Here is a 15,432-nt window from a genome sequence, read left to right on the forward strand (position 1 = left end):
TTGGTGCGCGTGTTTTTCGTGGTGTGCCCCCCGGGGGGGGCTCCCGCGCTCCCGCGCCCGGCGCCCGCCGGGGCCCCCCCCCCCCGCCGGGGGTGCGGCCCGGCCGTTTCCGCGACGTTTCGGCGCCTCTATCCTTGACCTCATGTACTTCACTGACCGTGGCATCGAAGAGCTGGAGAAGAGGCGGGGCGAGGAGGAGGTCACCTTCGAGTGGCTCGCCGAGCAGCTGCGGACCTTCGTCGACCTGAACCCGGACTTCGAGGTCCCGGTGGAGCGGCTGGCGACCTGGCTGGCACGGCTGGACGACGAGGACGACGACGAGTAGGCACCGGCGAGCGGTCGGGACGGGCGCCCCTTCGGGGGCGCCTTTCGCGTTCTCACGGCGCGTACGGACGGTGCGTACGGATCGCGTTTCACGGTGTGTCTTGACTTTCCGTGTCCGCGATATATCGTGTCTAGTGAGGGACGCGATATGGCGTGTCGCGTCCGCCGCGCCCCTCGCTTCACCGACCCGGTCCCGTCTGCCGGCCCTGCCGTCCCGTGCGGTCCGGTCCGTCCCAGGAGGTCTGCACCATGTCCGAGTGGTCCGTGGGCGAGCCCACCAAGCTCACCTTCGACGAGCCCCCGACGCAGCTGAACGTCCGCATCGTCCACGGAACGGTCAACGTCGTGGGCACGGACGACGGTTCCGCACGCCTGGAGGTCTCCCGCATCGAGGGACCACCCCTGGTCGTCACCCAGCGCGGCTCCACCCTGACCGTGGCCTACGACGACCTGCCCTGGAAGGGCTTGCTGAAGTGGCTCGACCGCAAGGGCTGGCAGCGCAGCGCCGTCATCTCCCTGGCCGTCCCGGCGAGCACCCGGGTCGAGGTCGGGGTCGTCGGCGCCGCCGCCATGGTCTCGGGCATCGACGGGCGTACGGAGGTGAAGGGCGTCACCGGCGACACCACGCTGGTCGGCGTCACCGGCCCGGTCCGCGCGGACACCGTCTCGGGGAACGTGGAGGCGCAGGCCCTCTCCGGTGACCTCCGGTTCCACTCGGTCTCCGGCGACCTCACCCTGGTCGAGGGCTCCGGCTCCTCGGTCCGGGCCGACTCGGTGAGCGGGTCGATGATCGTCGACCTCGACCGGGTGGCCTCCCCGACCGACATCAGCCTGACGAACGTCTCCGGTGAGATCGCGATCCGCCTGCCCCACCCGGCCGACGCGGAGGTGGAGGCGAACACGGCGAGCGGTGCGGTCTCCAACGCCTTCGAGGACCTCAGGGTCAGCGGCCAGTGGGGCGCCAAGCGGATCACGGGCCGGCTGGGCGCGGGCCGGGGCAGGCTGAAGGCGACGACGGTCTCCGGCTCCATCGCCCTGCTGCGCCGCCCGCCGGCCGAGGGCGGCTCCTGGGAGCCGGGCCCGGGCGGCGAGGGCCCCGCCGACGCCCCGGCCGGCGGCGCGCCTGACGGCACATCCGCCGGCACGACCGACAAGAAGGTGCTCTGACATGCCCCCCGTCTTCGCCCACGGCCGCCTCCGCCTGTACCTGCTCAAGCTGCTCGACGAGGCCCCGCGCCACGGCTACGAGGTGATCCGCCTCCTGGAGGAGCGCTTCCAGGGCCTGTACGCCCCCTCGGCGGGCACCGTCTACCCCCGCCTGGCGAAGCTGGAGGCCGAGGGCCTGGTCACCCACACCACGGAGGGCGGCCGGAAGGTGTACGCCATCACGGACGCGGGCCGCGCCGAACTGGCCGACCGCAGCGGTGAACTGGCCGATCTCGAACTGGAGATCCGCGAATCGGTCGCCGAGCTCGCCGCCGAGATCCGGGCCGATGTGCGCGGCGCGGCGGGCGATCTGCGGCGCGAGATGCGCGCGGCGGCCTCCCAGGCCCGGCAGGGCTCCCCTGGTGTCAACGGCGCCCAGGAGGACGCGGGTGCCGCCGGGGCCGACGACAAGGAGGCCTGGCGCGCCGCCAAGGAGGAGATGCGCCGGGTCAAGCAGGAGTGGAAGGAGCAGGCCCGGCGGGCGAAGGACGAGAGCCGCCGGGCCCGCGAGGAGGCCCAGCGGGCCCGGCGCCAGGCCAAGGAGGCGCAGGAGCGGGCGCGGACCCAGGCACAGGAGGAGTTCCAGCGCATCGCCCGGCACATCCAGGACCAGGTGCAGGACCACTTCACCCGGGGCGACTGGCCGACCGGGGTGCGCGAGGGCCTGACCGAGCTGACCAAGGAGTTCGGCGACTTCGGCAAGGAGTTCGGCAAGGGCTTGGCCAAGGACTTCGGCTTCGGCCCGGCGGCTGGCGGCCCGCAGGAGCGCGCCGAGCGTGCGGAGCGGGCGGAGTACGCCGAATACGCCGAGTACTCCGACACCCCGAAGGGCTTCCCCGCCGCGTACGAGCCGTCCTGGGCGCACGACGAGTCCACGGGCGACCCGGCCCGCGATCTGGACCGGCTCCTGGACCGTTTCCGCGACGACATCCGTGACGCGGCCCGCGACCACGGGGTGAGCGCCGAGCAGCTCCGTGCCACCCGCCGCCATCTGTCGACGGCGGCGGCTCACATCGGGGCGGTCCTGCGCGGCCCGAAGGTCTGACACGGGGGCCAGGGGCCGGGGGCAGCGGGAGGGCGGGACGGCGTCAGCCGGTCGCCCGTGCCTCTCCGTCGCCGTACAGCACGCGGTTCAGCGCCTCGTAGGTCACGCCGTGGTCGGCGAGGACCTCCGAGGCGACGCCCGGGCGGACGGTCAGGGCGAGCAGGATGTGCTCGTCCCCGATGTGCTGGTCGTGGCGGGCCACCGCCATGCGCAGCGCCTGTTCGAGCGTGTCCTTGGCATCCCGGCCGAGGGCGCGGCGCCCCGACCACCAGGCGCGGTCCTTGCGGTCACCGGACATCGCCCCGACGCCGTGCGTCTCCTCCACCCGGGAGATGATCTCCAGGACGTCGATGCCGAGCCCGGCCAGGGCGTCGGTATCGGCCCGGGACAGCCCCGCGCGCCGCCGCGCCTCGTCCAGCGCCTGCCGTACGGAGTCCTTGCGCGTCGCGTCCAGGCCCAGCGCCGCCAGGGCGAAGGATGCGCGGCTCGCCTCCCGGTCGAGGAGGGCCAGCAGCAGCTGCCCGGCGTCCACGGTCTGCGCTCCGCGGCTCTCGGCGTGCTCCACCGCCGCCCGCACCACGGCGCGGGCGTCCTTCGTGAACCGTTCGAACATCACTGCCTCCCGTACTTCTTGTGCACGGCCTGCCTGCTGACACCGAGTTCGGCGGCGATCTCCTGCCACGACCAGCCCTGGTTGCGGGCACTGCGCACCTGCACGGCCTCCAGCTGCTCCAGCAGCCGGCGCAGCGCGGCGACGGCCCGCAGCCCGACCCGCGGATCGCGGTCGCCCGCCCGTTCGGCGAGATCCGTTGCTTCGGTCATTTCGTCAACGTACGTTGACACCCCCTCGCATGTCAACCAAGGTTGACATGCGAGGGGGTGGGAGGGAGCGATCGGGAAGGTCAGGAAGTGGTGAGCACGATCTTGCCGAACTGGCCGCCGGACTCCATCCGCTCGAAGCCCGCACGGGCCCGGTCCAGCGGAAGCACCTCGTCGATGACGGGACGGACCCCGGTGGTGGCGCAGAAGGAGAGCAGGTCCTCCAGCTCGTCCTTGGTACCCATGGTGGAGCCGACCACCTTCAGCTCCAGGAAGAAGATCCGCGTCAGTTCGGCGTGCGAGGGGCGGTCGCCGCTGGTGGCACCGGAGATGACGATCGTGCCGCCGGGGCGCAGCGACTTCACCGAGTGGGACCAGGTGGCCGCGCCGACGGTCTCGATCACGGCGTCCACCCGCTGCGGCAGCCGCGCACCCGACTCCACCGCCTCCACCGCGCCGAGTTCCAGCGCCCGCTTGCGCTTGGCCTCGTCACGGCTGGTGGCGAAGACCTTGAGCCCGGCCGCCTTGCCGAGCACGATCGCGGCCGTGGCCACCCCGCCGCCGGCGCCCTGCACCAGCACGGAGTCGCCCGGCCGGACACCGGCGTTGGTGAAGAGCATCCGGTACGCGGTGAGCCAGGCCGTGGGCAGGCAGGCGGCCTCCTCGAAGGAGAGCCCCTTGGGTTTGGGCAGCAGGTTCCAGGTCGGCACGGCGACCTGCTCGGCGAAGGTGCCCTGGTAGCGCTCGGTGAGGATGGAGCGGGGCTCTCGGGGGCCGACCCCGTGCCCGCTCTGGCCGATGACGGAGTGCAGGACGACCTCGTTGCCGTCCGCGTCGACCCCGGCGGCGTCGCAGCCGAGGATCATGGGCAGCTTGTCCTCGGACAGGCCCACGCCCTTGAGGGACCAGAGGTCGTGATGGTTCAGGGAGGCGGCCCTGACGTCGACGGTGCTCCAGCCGGGGCGGGCCTCGGGGGCCGGGCGCTCCCCCGTCCCCAGACCGTTCAGCGGCTGGTCGCGGTCGATTCGGGCGGCGTAGACAGCGAACATGACCTTGACGATAGGGGCGGGCCGACGCCTGCGGAACCACACGGCGCTGTGACACACGCCCTGTTGCCAAGCACTTCGCCCGGCGGGCGCCGGACAGCCGAACGGCCCCGTCCGGGGGACGGGGCCGTTCGGGTCACCTGGGCGAGGTGCGGGTGGGTCCCCCGCGCGGGGCCCGCGTCAGCGCCGGGCCACGCCCTCCGCGCGCGCCGCCGCCGCGACGGCCGCCGTCACGGCCGGGGCGACCCGCTCGTCGAACGGCGAGGGGATCACGTAGTCCGCGGCGAGGTCGTCGCCGACGACCCCGGCCAGCGCCTCGGCCGCCGCGATCTTCATGCCCTCGGTGATCCGGGAGGCCCGCACCTGGAGCGCGCCGGCGAAGATGCCGGGGAACGCCAGGACGTTGTTGATCTGGTTGGGGAAGTCCGACCGGCCGGTCGCCACGACCGCCGCGTACTTGTGCGCGACGTCGGGGTGGACCTCCGGGTCCGGGTTGGCCATGGCGAAGACGAAGGCGCCCTTCGCCATCGAGGCCACGGCGGTCTCCGGCACCGTACCGCCGGAGACGCCGATGAAGACGTCGGCGCCGGCCAGCGCGTCCTCCAGGGAGCCGGTGAGCCCCGCCTTGTTGGTGAACTCGGCCAGTTCCCGCTTGACCGGGGTGAGGTCGGCCCGGTCCACCGAGACGACGCCCTTGCGGTCGGCCACCGCGACGTCGCCGAGGCCGGCCTCGACCAGCATCCTGGCGATCGCCACACCGGCCGCGCCCGCACCCGAGATGACGGCTCGCAGCTCGCCGATGCCCCGGCCGCTCAGCCGCGCCGCGTTGCGCAGCGCGGCGAGGGTGACGACCGCCGTGCCGTGCTGGTCGTCGTGGAAGACCGGGATGTCCAGGCGCTCCTGGAGCTTGCGCTCGATCTCGAAGCACCGCGGCGCCGAGATGTCCTCCAGGTTCACGCCGCCGAAGGACGGCGCGAGGCGCACCACGGTCTCGACGATCTCGTCGGCGTCGGTGCAGTCGAGTGCGATCGGCACGGCGTCCACGCCGCCGAACTGCTTGAAAAGGATCGCTTTCCCTTCCATCACGGGAAGGGAGGCTTCAGGGCCGATGTCCCCGAGGCCGAGGACGGCCGTTCCGTCGGTCACGACGGCGACCACGGACGATTTCCACGTGTAGTCGTGGACCAGTTCCGGCTGCTCGGCGATGGCGGTGCACACCCGCGCGACGCCGGGCGTGTACGCCAGGGACAGGTCGTCCTTGTCACGGACGGGAACGGTGGCCTGCACGGCCATCTTCCCGCCACGGTGCAGCGCGAAAGCCGGATCGAAGGAATCGAGCGGCTCTGCCCCGCCGTCCTGATCCGTACTGCTGTCGCTGCGAGGATTGACGATCTCCGCTGCCACTTGGTTTTACCCCTTAATTGTTCATGGTTTGAGGGTGGCCACTCCTGGTGAGGGGTGGGCGGGACCGCGCACGGCCCGGTGAGTGATGCGTTCGTGCCGTACGCGACGGGCGCGCCGCACACGCGCCCTGAGCCCCGGATGAGGGGTGTAAAGAACCTTCTTACCGGACGGATGCCGCCGACGACGAGTCCATAACGCCAAGGTCACATGACGACCACACGACACGTGGCCCAATATGGGGACAAGTCCTCGCCGAAGCCTTGACAAGGGCTCGAATTCGCCCATAAGCCGTTCCCCGGCCGCCCGTATCCCGAGACGGGCCGAAGATCTTCCGGCCGGAAGGAGACATTCCCGTGGATGATCCGGTCCCGGGGGCCGGTCACCCGGGCTTCAGGGGTCACCCGTTATCCGATTTTGACATGGTGATTGCCCTGAACGGCGCAGCCCGAATGGCAAGATGCGTCAATCACACGAGGTCGCAACACCCGAAGGTGTGTGTTCTCGTCGACCCATCGGCATCTCCACCCATCCGCCGGAGGAACCCACCATGACCGCACGCTCCACCCGTCGTACGACCGCCGCGCACTCCCGTCTGGCAGCGGTCGGTGCGATCGCGGTCGCAGGCGCCTTGATTCTCACCGGCTGCGGTGACCAGACCAAGGACAAGGACAAGTCCTCCGGAAGTTCGTCCGCCACCGGCTCCGCCCCGCTCGCCGACAAGCTCCCGGCGCAGATCCGTGACAAGGGTGTCATCAAGGTCGGTTCCGACATCGCCTACGCGCCGGTCGAGTTCAAGGACAAGTCCGGCAAGGTCGCCGGACTCGACCCGGATGTGGCCGCCGCCCTGGGCAAGCAGCTCGGGGTGACCTTCGAGTTCGAGAACGGCACCTTCGACGCCCTGCTCACCGGCATCCGCTCCAGCCGCTACGACATCGCGATGTCGGCGATGACGGACAACAAGAGCCGCCAGCAGGGTGTCGACCCGACCACCGGCAAGAAGGTCGGCGAGGGCGTCGACTTTGTCGACTACCTGCAGGCCGGCGTCTCCATCTACACCCGCAAGGGCGACACCGGCGGCATCAAGTCCTGGTCCGACCTGTGCGGCAAGAAGATCGCCCTGGAGCGCGGCACCGTCTCGCAGGACCTCGCCAAGGCCGAGGCGAAGAAGTGTCCGAGCGGCAAGACGCTCACCATCGAGCCCTTCGACGACGACCAGCAGGCCCAGACCCGCCTGCGCTCGGGCGGCGTGGACGCGGCCTCCTCCGACTTCCCGGTCGCCGCGTACGCGGTGAAGACCTCCGGCGGCGGCAAGGACTTCCAGGTCGTCGGCCAGCAGGTCGAGGCGGCCCCGTACGGCATCGCCGTCGGCAAGAGCAACACCCAGCTGCGGGACGCGCTGCAGGCCGCGGTGAACGCGATCATCAAGAACGGCGAGTACCAGAAGATCCTTGAGAAGTGGGGCGCCCAGGACGGCGCCGTCAAGGAGTCCGTCGTCAACGGCGGCAAGTGACCGCGCCCGAGCGGCCGCTGAGAGGCGACATCCGTGACTGCTGACATCGACAAGACGGCGGGGCCCGGGGACGCACCCGCGACCGGCCCCCAGCCGATCAGGGCCGTCCCCGTCCGGCACTACGGGCGCTACATCACCGCGCTCGTCGCGATCGCCCTCCTCGTGGCGATCGTCTACGCGTTCGGCCAGGGCAAGATCAACTGGCATGCCGTTCCCGACTACTTCTTCGACGACCGGATCACGACCGGCGTCGGCAAGACCCTCCTGCTGACGGTCCTGTCGATGCTGATCGGCATCGTCGGCGGCATCGTCCTCGCGGTGATGCGCCTGTCGAAGAACCCGGTGACCTCGGCCATCGCGTGGTTCTACATCTGGTTCTTCCGCGGCACCCCGGTCCTGGTCCAGCTCTTCCTCTGGTTCAACCTGGGCCTGGTCTTCGAGTACGTCAACCTGATGCCGTTCTACAAGGACTACTGGTCGAACTTCATGACGCCGCTGCTGACGGCGTTGCTCGGCCTGGGTCTGAACGAGGCGGCGTACATGGCGGAGATCTGCCGCGCCGGCCTGCTCGCCGTCGACGAGGGGCAGACCGAGGCCGCCCACGCGCTGGGCATGAGCCACGGCAGGACCCTGCGCCGCATCGTCATCCCGCAGGCGATGCGGGTGATCGTGCCGCCGACCGGCAACGAGGTCATCAACATGCTGAAGACGACCTCCCTGGTGGCGGCCGTCCAGTATCCGGAGCTGTTCCGCTACGCCCAGGACATCGGCCAGGTCTCCGGCGCCCCGGTGGAGATGTACTTCCTCGCCGCCGCCTGGTACCTGATCATGACCTCCGTGCTGAGCGTGGGCCAGTTCTACATCGAGCGGTACTACGCCCGCGGCTCCAGCCGCAGCCTCCCGGCGACGCCGTGGCAGAAGGTCAGGGCGCACCTGACGTCCTTCTCCAGCAGGAAGGTCACGGCATGACCGACAAGCTCACCGAGCAGGACTCCGCCGCGCGTGACACGGGCGTGGCGATGGTGAAGGCCGAGGGCGTGCACAAGTCCTTCGGCCAGGTCGAGGTGCTCAAGGGCATCGACCTGGAGGTCAGGCCCGGCGAGGTGTTCTGCCTCATCGGCCCCTCCGGCTCCGGCAAGTCGACGTTCCTGCGCTGCATCAACCACCTGGAGAAGATCAACGCCGGCCGGCTGTACGTCGACGGCGAGCTGGTCGGCTACCGCCAGCACGGCGACAGGCTGTACGAGCTGCGCGACCGCGAGGTCGCGATGAAGCGCCGGGACATCGGCATGGTCTTCCAGCGCTTCAACCTGTTCCCGCACATGACGGCCGTCGAGAACGTCATGGAGGCACCGGTCCAGGTCAAGGGCGCCAAGCGGGCCGAAGCCCAGCAGCGTGCGATGAGCCTGCTGGAGCGGGTGGGCCTGGCCGACCGGGCGGGGCACTACCCCTCGCAGCTCTCCGGCGGCCAGCAGCAGCGCGTGGCGATCGCCCGCGCGCTGGCCATGGACCCGAAGCTGATGCTGTTCGACGAGCCGACCTCGGCGCTCGACCCGGAGCTGGTCGGTGACGTCCTGGACGTCATGCGCGACCTCGCCGAGTCCGGCATGACGATGGTCGTCGTCACCCACGAGATGGGCTTCGCCCGGGAGGTGGGCGACAGCCTGGTCTTCATGGACGAGGGTGTGGTGGTCGAGTCCGGCCACCCGCGGGAGGTCCTGACCGACCCGCGGCACGAGCGCACCCAGTCGTTCCTGTCGAAGGTGCTCTGAGGTGCTCTGAGGTGCTCTGAGCGGCGCCGCGGCACGTACGCGAAGGGGCGGTACGGAATCTCCGTACCGCCCCTTCCGGCTTCGTACCGCACCTTCGTGCGAGCGGAGGCTCACGCGTGATCACTTCAGCGCGAGCAGCAGCGTGTCCGAGGGCGAGCACCACACCGGGCGGGCCTCCGCGAAGCCCTTCTCGCGCAGGACGCGGGCGTGCCAGGCGGCGGAGGGCATGTCGCCGTCGGCGTGCTCCCCGTAGATCTCGAAGCGGCGGGCGGTCGGCGCGGCCAGGACCGGGTCCTCGGCGGCCACCTGCCACCACTCGGCCCAGTCCAGGGCCCCCCGCCCCCTGGCCGCGTCCATGCGCGCGTGCCGCTGGGCGCGTTCGGCCGCGTTGATCCGCGGGGTCGCCTCGTCGATCATGTGGTCCGCGTTCATGAAGACACCACCGTCGCGGACGAGTTCCGCGACCTGACCGTAGAGGGCGGCGAGGGGTTCGCTGTGCAGCCAGTGCAGGGCCGTGGCGGTCAGGACGGCGTCGTAGGAGTCGTACGGCAGCTTCGCCGGCCAGTGGGGGTCCTTCAGGTCGGCGGTGACGAAGGAGACGCGTCCGTCGCCCTCGAAGGTGCCCTCGGCGATCGCGAGCAGCGCCGGGTCGAGGTCGACGCCGGTGCTGGTGGCTTCGGGGAAGCGGGCGAGCAGGCGGGCCGTGATGGTGCCGGTGCCGCAGGCCAGGTCCAGGACCCGCGGCGCGGCGCCGACCAGGGCCTCGACCATGTCGAGCATGATGCGGAAGCGGTCCTCCCGGTCGGGCATGTACCACTCCTGCTGCCGGTCCCAGCTCTCCTGCCAGGCCCGCCAGTCCGTTCCCGCCGCTGTGATGTCCGTGCCCGTGCCGGTCATCGCCGCCCTCCCTCACCCGTAGCCCGCGTAATACCCTGGAAGTACGACCGGCTGTTACCGACCGCATCCATGACCATAGAGCGCCCTCGTAAGGACTACAAGTGGAACTGGCCTATTACTCGGATTACGCCGTGCGTCTCGTCAACAGCGAGGAACCGGCCCGGGGCAAGGACGCCCTGACCACGGTCGAGGCGGTCCGGGACCTGTTCGGCGCCAACGGCTCGGCGGCTCGCCGTGCGACGGATGCCGACGTCACCCGCTTCCGTTCGGTGCGGGCCCGGCTGCGCGCGGTCTTCGAAGCGGCCGACCAGGGCGACGAGACGCTCGCGGTGGCCCTGCTCAACTCCCTGCTGCTGGAGTTCCCGGTGAGCCCGCAGATCTCCGGGCACGACCACCGCGACGACGACGGCCGTCCGCTGTGGCACATGCACCTGGCCGACCACCCGTCCAACGCGACGGCCGGCTACGCGGCGATCGCGGCGATGGGACTCGCCTTCCACCTGACCGAGTACGGCGTGGACCGCCTGGGCCTGTGCGAGGCGGCGCCCTGCCGCAACGCCTACCTGGACACCTCGACGAACCGCTCGCGCCGCTACTGCTCCGACCGCTGCGCCACGCGCGCCAACGTGGCCGCCTACCGGGCCCGCAAACGCCTGGAGGCCGACCGGTCGGGGAAGACGGGCCTGACGGCCGACAGCGCCCAGCGCGCCACCGCCAGCGGCGAACGCTGAGCAGTCCTGCGCGGCCGGTAGCGCAGCCACGCCTTGCCCAGCACCAGCTCCTGGGGCACGGTGCCGTAGTCGGTGCTGTCCCCCCCGGCGTACGCGTTGTCGCCGAGCACCCACCAGCCGCCCTCGCGCCGCTCCACCGCACGCTTGACGACGAGCAGGTCCTGCTGGAACGGATGACGCAGCACGATCACGTCGCCCGGACGGACCCGCGCGCCGTACTGCATCACGAGCCGGTCCCCGTGGTACAGCGTGGGCACCATGGAAGGCCCGGTCACCTCGGCCAGCCCGAAGGGCAGTACGGCACCCCCGCGCTCGCTCTCCTGCAACAGCTCCGGCATCCCCGGCACCTCCCCGGTCCGTTCCTCCACCAGTCTCAGTCTGACCCTGGACTTTTGTCCTAAGCCCCAGGGGGCACCCGCGAAAACAGGCTTTGCAGGGAGTAATGTCCCACCTGAGAAGACGATCACGAGGAAGGAACGCTCCATGCTTTCCCGCCTGTTTGCCCCCAAGGTCAAGGTCAGCGCACACTGCGACCTGCCCTGCGGTGTGTACGACCCCGCCCAGGCCCGCATCGAGGCGGAGTCGGTGAAGGCCGTCCAGGAGAAGATGGCCGGCAACGACGACCCGCACTTCCAGGCCCGCGCCACCGTCATCAAGGAGCAGCGCGCCGAGCTGGCCAAGCACCACGTCTCCGTGCTGTGGAGCGACTACTTCAAGCCCCCGCACTTCGAGAAGTACCCCGAGCTGCACCAGCTGGTCAACGACACCCTGAAGGCGCTCTCCGCCGCCAAGGCGTCGACCGACCCGGCCACGGGCCAGAAGGCCCTGGACCACATCGCGCAGATCGACAAGATCTTCTGGGAGACGAAGAAGGCCTGACTTTCCATCACACCTTCTGACCTGCGATTTCCCTGATCGCCTGGTCTTCCTGTCCGCACCCGGACCGCAGAGCGCCGAACACGGCGTCCACGGCGGCCCGGGTGCGGCCACATCGAGGGCGTCACGTCCTCACGGCCGCGCGTGCTTCGGCAGGGTGAGGATCTGGGCCCCGTCGTCGGTGATGGCGATCGTGTGCTCGCTGTGCGCCGTACGGCAGCCGGTCGCGCTGCGCAGCGTCCATCCGTCGGCGTCGGTGACGAGGGTGGCGGTGTCCGCCATGACCCACGGCTCCAGCGCCAGCAGCAGACCCGGGCGCAGCTTGTATCCGCGGCCGGGCCGTCCGGTGTTCGGCACGTGCGGGTCCTGGTGCATGGTCGACCCGATGCCGTGACCTCCGAACTCGGTGTTGATCGGGTACCCCGCCTTGCCGAGAACCGTGCCGATGGCATGGGCGATGTCGCCGACGCGCGCCCCGGGACGGGCGGCGGCGATCCCCGCGGCCAGCGCGCGTTCGGTCGCCTCGATCATCGCGACGCTCTGCGCGGGCCGCGCGTCGCCGACGAGGAAGCTGATGGCCGCGTCCGCCGCGACTCCGTGCCGGGAGACGGCGAGGTCGAGGGTGAGCAGGTCACCGTCGGCCAGCGAGTAGTCGTACGGCCGTCCGTGGAGTACCGCGTCGTTGACGGCCGTGCAGATGTAGTGGCCGAACGGGCCGCGCCCGAAGGACGGCGCGTAGTCGACGTAGCAGGACTGCGCTCCCGCCTCCGCGATCATCTCCTTGGTCCACCGGTCGATGTCCAGCAGGTTCGTGCCGACCGTGCTGCGGCTCCTCATCTCCTGGAGGATGTCGGCGACCAGGGCGCCCGTGTCCTTCGCGCGGGTCAGCAGGGTGGGGTTCAGGATCTCGATCATGCGGCGACCTTCTCGTGGGCCCAATAACTATACCGGCCATACTATACCGGTACTAGAATCGGTCCCATGGTCAGGTTGCCGCTCACCCCCGCAGAGGTCGCACGCGGACAGCGCCTCGGCGCCCTCCTCCGCCGGGCCCGAGGAGGGCGCTCGATGCTCGATGTCGCCCTCGACGCACGCGTCTCACCGGAGACCCTCCGCAAGATCGAGTCGGGCCGCGTGGCCACCCCCGCCTTCCCGACCATCGCGGCGATCGCCGATGTCCTCGGCCTCTCCCTCGATGCGGTGTGGGCCGAGATCAACCGGCCCGAGCACGGCGCCGATCTGACGGCTCCGCTCGCCACGCACGCGAGCGGCTGACCTCGTAGGCCTTTTGCCGGCCGGGCTCTGCCCGGCGGTGGTCGTGCGATGCTGTCCGGGTGATGTCCCGAGAGGATCTGGTCCGGCTGCGGCGGGCCCGCGACCGTATGGACCGGGAGTACGCCGATCCCCTGGACGTGGCGGCGCTCGCGCGCACCGCGCTGATGTCCCCGGGTCACTTCCAGCGCAGTTTCCGCGAGGCCTACGGGGAGACCCCGTACTCCTACCTCATGACCCGTCGTATCGAGCGGGCCAAGGCCCTGCTCAGGCGGGGCGACCTGAGCGTGACGGAGGTGTGCCTGGCGGTCGGGTGCACCTCGCTGGGCTCGTTCAGTTCACGCTTCACCGAACTCGTCGGCGAGACCCCGAGCGCCTACCGGGCCCGCCCGCACGACGCGGGCGCGGTGATCCCCACCTGCGTGACCCGCGCCTTCACCCGCCCCAGGCGCACGGGTCCACCGCCCGCGCCGTAGCCGCAAAGTGGCTAGCGTGGAGGTATGGACCTCAAACTGCGCCAGTGTTTCATCGCCGTGGACGACCACGACAAGGCGCTCGCCTTCTACCGCGACGTGCTGGGACTGGAAGTCCGTAATGATGTCGGGTTCGAGGGGATGCGGTGGGTGACCGTGGGGTCGCCGTCGCAGCCCGATGTCGAGATCGTCCTGGAGCCGCCCGCGGCCCATCCGGACATCTCCCCCGCCGACAAGGAGATCATGGCCCGGCTGCTGGCCAAGGGCGTGCTGCGGGGGGTCAACTTCACCACCACCGACTGCGACGCCCTCTTCGCCCGGGTCCAGGAGTACGGCGCCGATGTCGTCCAGGAGCCGATGGACCAGCCCTACGGCGTACGGGACTGCGCGTTCCGCGACCCGGCGGGCAACATGCTGCGGTTCATGGAGCGCGCGCAGGGCTGACGTGCGGACGGGCCTGCCGCGGGCTCCCCTGCCGCGCGCCCCCGCCCTACGATCACGCCAAGGACATCCGCTGGACGTACGCCTTCGTCGACCGGCCCGCCGAGCACTTCGGGCGCGCCCTGCGGTTCTGGGCGGCCGTCACGGACACGCGGACGTCCGGACGCCGCGGTGACCGGGGCGAGTTCGCCACCCTGCTGCCGACCGGCGCCGGAGCCGACGCCTGCGCCAAGGTGCAGGCTGTCACCGGCGGGGAGGGTGGCGCGCATCTGGATCTCGCCGCCGACGACGTCCCTGGCCTGGTGGCGGCTGCCCTGCGGCTCGGCGCCGCGACGGTCGCCGAGCACGAGGGGTGGGCCGTACTGCGTTCACCGGCCGGGCAGCCGTTCTGCGTGGTGCCCTGGCACGGGGAGTCCGTGCGCCCTCCCGTCGTCCACGGCAGCCGCCTCGACCAGGTCTGCCTCGACGTCCCGCCCTCCGCCCACGAAGCCGAAGTCGCCTTCTGGAGCGGGCTCCTGGATGGCTGGGAGACGTGGCCCGGCTCCCGGCCCGAGTTCCACGTGATCGAGCCTCCGGCCGGTCTGCCGGTCCGCGTCCTGCTGCAACGGCTGGACGAGGAACGGCCCGCCTCCGCCCACCTCGACCTGGCCTGCGCGGACATCGGCGCCACTCGCGCCCGCCACGAGCACCTGGGCGCGGCCCCGGTGGCCGATCACCCGCACTGGGCGGTGCTGCGCGACCCGGCCGGCGGCCTGTACTGCCTGACCGGACGGGACCCTGAGACGGGCGGTCTCCCCCGGGCCGCGTCCTGCGACCGCCCCGTCGCCCCCTCCGCCCCGCCCCTCACTTCCTCCGGTACGTCCGCACCAGCACACCATTGCTGAACGCGCGCAGCCCGTCGAGGGCGAACTCCGTGATGCGGAAGTCCGAGCCGAACATCGGCATGCCGGTGTGGAGCACGACCGGGTAGGTCTTCACGACGATCTCGTCGATCTCGTCGGCGAGTTCACCGGCGAGCCGCGAGCCGCCGCACAGGTAGATGCCGGCCTCCCCGCCCTCCGACTTCAGGGCGCGGACCCGCGCGAGCAGATCCGTGGAGATGATCTCCACGTCCGGGTCGGGCGACTGCACCAGGGTGCGGGAGGCGACGTACTGGCGCAGGTGCGCGTAAGGGCTGGCGATGCCCTCCTTGAGGGCGAGGTCGTAGCTGACGCGCCCCTGCACGACCGTGTCGAAGCGCCGGTTCTCCAGGTGGTCGACGCCGAGCGCCCGGCGCCCGTGGGTCGCCAGGGTCTCCGGGTACTCCGCCGTCAGATAGGACAGGAACTCCTCGTCGGCGAAGCGGTGGAACATCGCCGCGTCTCCGCTCGGGTCCCCGATGAACCCGTCTATGGAGCAGGCGATGAAGTAGGTGAGCTTTCGCAATCCGCACTCTTTCCGTAGGCCGCGTGAACCACTTTGTTCGTAGTGGTTCAGTTGTAGTACTTCAAGCGTAGTGATCGCAAGGGTGTGACGACGGGAACCGGGGCGCCCGACTAAGTGGGAGAAGGGGTTCCGCATGGCTGAGCAGAATCGAGGCAGGCTGCGGAAACCCAGGAGGACTGCGGAGGGCTTCA

Annotated in this window: 20 protein-coding genes; 12 read left to right on the forward strand and 8 right to left on the reverse strand. The window is 70.7% G+C overall.

Going from position 1 to position 15,432, the window contains the following annotated elements; translation table 11 throughout:
- The first annotated feature begins 142 nt into the window (after nucleotides 1–142).
- The 3 genes from ACFC02_RS17590 to ACFC02_RS17600 all read left to right on the forward strand — a co-directional run bounded on the left by ACFC02_RS17590 (nucleotide 143) and on the right by ACFC02_RS17600 (nucleotide 2,575).
- Nucleotides 143–325 (forward strand): DUF6104 family protein, encoded by a 183-nt coding sequence (locus ACFC02_RS17590; protein ID WP_019075209.1) that lies wholly within the window; start codon nucleotides 143–145, stop codon nucleotides 323–325.
- A gap of 248 nt (nucleotides 326–573) precedes the next feature.
- Nucleotides 574–1,491: a DUF4097 domain-containing protein gene (locus tag ACFC02_RS17595; RefSeq protein WP_376357472.1), complete on the forward strand. Its 918-nt coding sequence runs from the start codon at nucleotides 574–576 to the stop codon at nucleotides 1,489–1,491.
- A gap of 1 nt (nucleotide 1,492) precedes the next feature.
- The gene (locus ACFC02_RS17600) at nucleotides 1,493–2,575 is read left to right on the forward strand and encodes a helix-turn-helix transcriptional regulator (RefSeq protein ID WP_376357474.1); all 1,083 of its coding nucleotides are present in this window, start codon (nucleotides 1,493–1,495) and stop codon (nucleotides 2,573–2,575) included.
- Nucleotides 2,576–2,618: 43 nt separating this feature from the next.
- Here the strand turns inward: ACFC02_RS17600 and ACFC02_RS17605 are convergent, their stop codons facing one another.
- The 4 genes from ACFC02_RS17605 to ACFC02_RS17620 form a co-directional block, all read right to left on the reverse strand.
- Nucleotides 2,619–3,188, reverse strand: a complete 570-nt coding sequence (locus ACFC02_RS17605; RefSeq protein WP_376357476.1) for a Clp protease N-terminal domain-containing protein — start codon at nucleotides 3,186–3,188, stop codon at nucleotides 2,619–2,621.
- On the reverse strand, nucleotides 3,188–3,397 hold the full coding sequence (locus ACFC02_RS17610; protein WP_018571396.1) for a helix-turn-helix domain-containing protein: 210 nt from the start codon (nucleotides 3,395–3,397) through the stop codon (nucleotides 3,188–3,190). The genes ACFC02_RS17605 and ACFC02_RS17610 overlap by 1 nt, the downstream gene beginning before the upstream one ends.
- 80 nt (nucleotides 3,398–3,477) lie before the next feature.
- Entirely contained in the window at nucleotides 3,478–4,443 is a 966-nt protein-coding gene (locus ACFC02_RS17615) for a zinc-binding dehydrogenase (protein ID WP_376357479.1), read from the reverse strand.
- Nucleotides 4,444–4,620: 177 nt separating this feature from the next.
- The gene (locus ACFC02_RS17620) at nucleotides 4,621–5,844 is read right to left on the reverse strand and encodes an NADP-dependent malic enzyme (RefSeq protein WP_376357481.1); all 1,224 of its coding nucleotides are present in this window, start codon (nucleotides 5,842–5,844) and stop codon (nucleotides 4,621–4,623) included.
- A gap of 547 nt (nucleotides 5,845–6,391) precedes the next feature.
- Here ACFC02_RS17620 and ACFC02_RS17625 point away from each other — a divergent pair.
- From ACFC02_RS17625 to ACFC02_RS17635, 3 genes are read left to right on the forward strand one after another with little or no spacing between them, the layout of a single operon-like run.
- A complete protein-coding gene (locus tag ACFC02_RS17625; protein ID WP_360969419.1) occupies nucleotides 6,392–7,354 on the forward strand; it encodes an ABC transporter substrate-binding protein in 963 nt (320 codons plus the stop codon).
- 33 nt (nucleotides 7,355–7,387) lie between these two features.
- Nucleotides 7,388–8,323, forward strand: coding sequence for an amino acid ABC transporter permease (locus tag ACFC02_RS17630; protein WP_376357483.1), 936 nt, complete (start codon nucleotides 7,388–7,390; stop codon nucleotides 8,321–8,323).
- Nucleotides 8,324–8,373: 50 nt separating this feature from the next.
- On the forward strand, nucleotides 8,374–9,126 hold the full coding sequence (locus tag ACFC02_RS17635; protein ID WP_376357563.1) for an amino acid ABC transporter ATP-binding protein: 753 nt from the start codon (nucleotides 8,374–8,376) through the stop codon (nucleotides 9,124–9,126).
- Between the two features lie 120 nt (nucleotides 9,127–9,246).
- On the opposite strand, the gene ACFC02_RS17640 is transcribed toward ACFC02_RS17635, so the two are convergent.
- Nucleotides 9,247–10,023, reverse strand: coding sequence for a class I SAM-dependent methyltransferase (locus ACFC02_RS17640; RefSeq protein ID WP_376357485.1), 777 nt, complete (start codon nucleotides 10,021–10,023; stop codon nucleotides 9,247–9,249).
- A gap of 101 nt (nucleotides 10,024–10,124) precedes the next feature.
- Between ACFC02_RS17640 and ACFC02_RS17645 the strand changes: the two genes are divergently transcribed.
- The gene (locus ACFC02_RS17645; protein WP_376357487.1) at nucleotides 10,125–10,754 is read left to right on the forward strand and encodes a CGNR zinc finger domain-containing protein; all 630 of its coding nucleotides are present in this window, start codon (nucleotides 10,125–10,127) and stop codon (nucleotides 10,752–10,754) included.
- On the opposite strand, the gene sodX is transcribed toward ACFC02_RS17645, so the two are convergent.
- Complete coding sequence (gene sodX / locus ACFC02_RS17650) at nucleotides 10,658–11,092, reverse strand: nickel-type superoxide dismutase maturation protease (protein WP_376357565.1); 435 nt, start codon at nucleotides 11,090–11,092, stop codon at nucleotides 10,658–10,660. The two genes, ACFC02_RS17645 and sodX, sit on opposite strands and share 97 nt — an antisense overlap.
- A gap of 145 nt (nucleotides 11,093–11,237) precedes the next feature.
- Here sodX and sodN point away from each other — a divergent pair, with 145 nt between their 5' ends.
- Nucleotides 11,238–11,633 (forward strand): superoxide dismutase, Ni, encoded by a 396-nt coding sequence (sodN, locus tag ACFC02_RS17655; protein ID WP_055688839.1) that lies wholly within the window; start codon nucleotides 11,238–11,240, stop codon nucleotides 11,631–11,633.
- 129 nt (nucleotides 11,634–11,762) lie between these two features.
- Here sodN and map read toward each other — a convergent pair whose 3' ends face one another.
- On the reverse strand, nucleotides 11,763–12,545 hold the full coding sequence (gene map, locus ACFC02_RS17660; protein WP_376357490.1) for a type I methionyl aminopeptidase: 783 nt from the start codon (nucleotides 12,543–12,545) through the stop codon (nucleotides 11,763–11,765).
- A gap of 66 nt (nucleotides 12,546–12,611) precedes the next feature.
- On the opposite strand from map, the gene ACFC02_RS17665 reads away from it, so the two are divergent.
- The 4 genes from ACFC02_RS17665 (at nucleotide 12,612) to ACFC02_RS17680 (ending at nucleotide 14,700) form a co-directional block, all read left to right on the forward strand.
- Nucleotides 12,612–12,905: a helix-turn-helix domain-containing protein gene (locus ACFC02_RS17665; RefSeq protein ID WP_376357492.1), complete on the forward strand. Its 294-nt coding sequence runs from the start codon at nucleotides 12,612–12,614 to the stop codon at nucleotides 12,903–12,905.
- Nucleotides 12,906–12,967: 62 nt separating this feature from the next.
- On the forward strand, nucleotides 12,968–13,378 hold the full coding sequence (locus tag ACFC02_RS17670; RefSeq protein WP_376357494.1) for a helix-turn-helix transcriptional regulator: 411 nt from the start codon (nucleotides 12,968–12,970) through the stop codon (nucleotides 13,376–13,378).
- Nucleotides 13,379–13,402: 24 nt separating this feature from the next.
- Nucleotides 13,403–13,819: a VOC family protein gene (locus tag ACFC02_RS17675; protein WP_360969432.1), complete on the forward strand. Its 417-nt coding sequence runs from the start codon at nucleotides 13,403–13,405 to the stop codon at nucleotides 13,817–13,819.
- Between the two features lie 65 nt (nucleotides 13,820–13,884).
- Nucleotides 13,885–14,700 carry a VOC family protein gene (locus ACFC02_RS17680; RefSeq protein WP_376357566.1) on the forward strand — a complete coding sequence of 272 codons (816 nt, stop codon included), beginning with the start codon at nucleotides 13,885–13,887 and terminating at the stop codon, nucleotides 14,698–14,700.
- Here ACFC02_RS17680 and ACFC02_RS17685 read toward each other — a convergent pair.
- Nucleotides 14,660–15,241 (reverse strand): dihydrofolate reductase family protein, encoded by a 582-nt coding sequence (locus tag ACFC02_RS17685; protein WP_376357496.1) that lies wholly within the window; start codon nucleotides 15,239–15,241, stop codon nucleotides 14,660–14,662. The two genes, ACFC02_RS17680 and ACFC02_RS17685, sit on opposite strands and share 41 nt — an antisense overlap.
- Nucleotides 15,242–15,432 lie beyond the last annotated feature (191 nt).

Origin of the sequence: Streptomyces sp. NPDC056160, from assembly GCF_042268205.1 — a bacterium.
Classification (GTDB): Bacteria; Actinomycetota; Actinomycetes; order Streptomycetales; family Streptomycetaceae; genus Streptomyces.

Excerpts from the sequence above, each read along its gene's own strand:
- ACFC02_RS17590 (WP_019075209.1), top strand. The coding sequence starts at position 143 with ATGTACTTCACTGACCGTGGCATCGAAGAGCTGGAGAAGAGGCGGGGC.
- ACFC02_RS17595 (WP_376357472.1), top strand. The coding sequence starts at position 574 with ATGTCCGAGTGGTCCGTGGGCGAGCCCACCAAGCTCACCTTCGACGAG.
- ACFC02_RS17600 (WP_376357474.1), top strand. The coding sequence starts at position 1,493 with ATGCCCCCCGTCTTCGCCCACGGCCGCCTCCGCCTGTACCTGCTCAAG.
- ACFC02_RS17605 (WP_376357476.1), bottom strand. The coding sequence starts at position 3,188 with ATGTTCGAACGGTTCACGAAGGACGCCCGCGCCGTGGTGCGGGCGGCG.
- ACFC02_RS17610 (WP_018571396.1), bottom strand. The coding sequence starts at position 3,397 with ATGACCGAAGCAACGGATCTCGCCGAACGGGCGGGCGACCGCGATCCG.
- ACFC02_RS17615 (WP_376357479.1), bottom strand. The coding sequence starts at position 4,443 with ATGTTCGCTGTCTACGCCGCCCGAATCGACCGCGACCAGCCGCTGAAC.
- ACFC02_RS17625 (WP_360969419.1), top strand. The coding sequence starts at position 6,392 with ATGACCGCACGCTCCACCCGTCGTACGACCGCCGCGCACTCCCGTCTG.
- ACFC02_RS17635 (WP_376357563.1), top strand. The coding sequence starts at position 8,374 with ATGGTGAAGGCCGAGGGCGTGCACAAGTCCTTCGGCCAGGTCGAGGTG.
- ACFC02_RS17640 (WP_376357485.1), bottom strand. The coding sequence starts at position 10,023 with ATGACCGGCACGGGCACGGACATCACAGCGGCGGGAACGGACTGGCGG.
- sodX (WP_376357565.1), bottom strand. The coding sequence starts at position 11,092 with ATGCCGGAGCTGTTGCAGGAGAGCGAGCGCGGGGGTGCCGTACTGCCC.
- sodN (WP_055688839.1), top strand. The coding sequence starts at position 11,238 with ATGCTTTCCCGCCTGTTTGCCCCCAAGGTCAAGGTCAGCGCACACTGC.
- map (WP_376357490.1), bottom strand. The coding sequence starts at position 12,545 with ATGATCGAGATCCTGAACCCCACCCTGCTGACCCGCGCGAAGGACACG.
- ACFC02_RS17665 (WP_376357492.1), top strand. The coding sequence starts at position 12,612 with ATGGTCAGGTTGCCGCTCACCCCCGCAGAGGTCGCACGCGGACAGCGC.
- ACFC02_RS17670 (WP_376357494.1), top strand. The coding sequence starts at position 12,968 with ATGTCCCGAGAGGATCTGGTCCGGCTGCGGCGGGCCCGCGACCGTATG.
- ACFC02_RS17675 (WP_360969432.1), top strand. The coding sequence starts at position 13,403 with ATGGACCTCAAACTGCGCCAGTGTTTCATCGCCGTGGACGACCACGAC.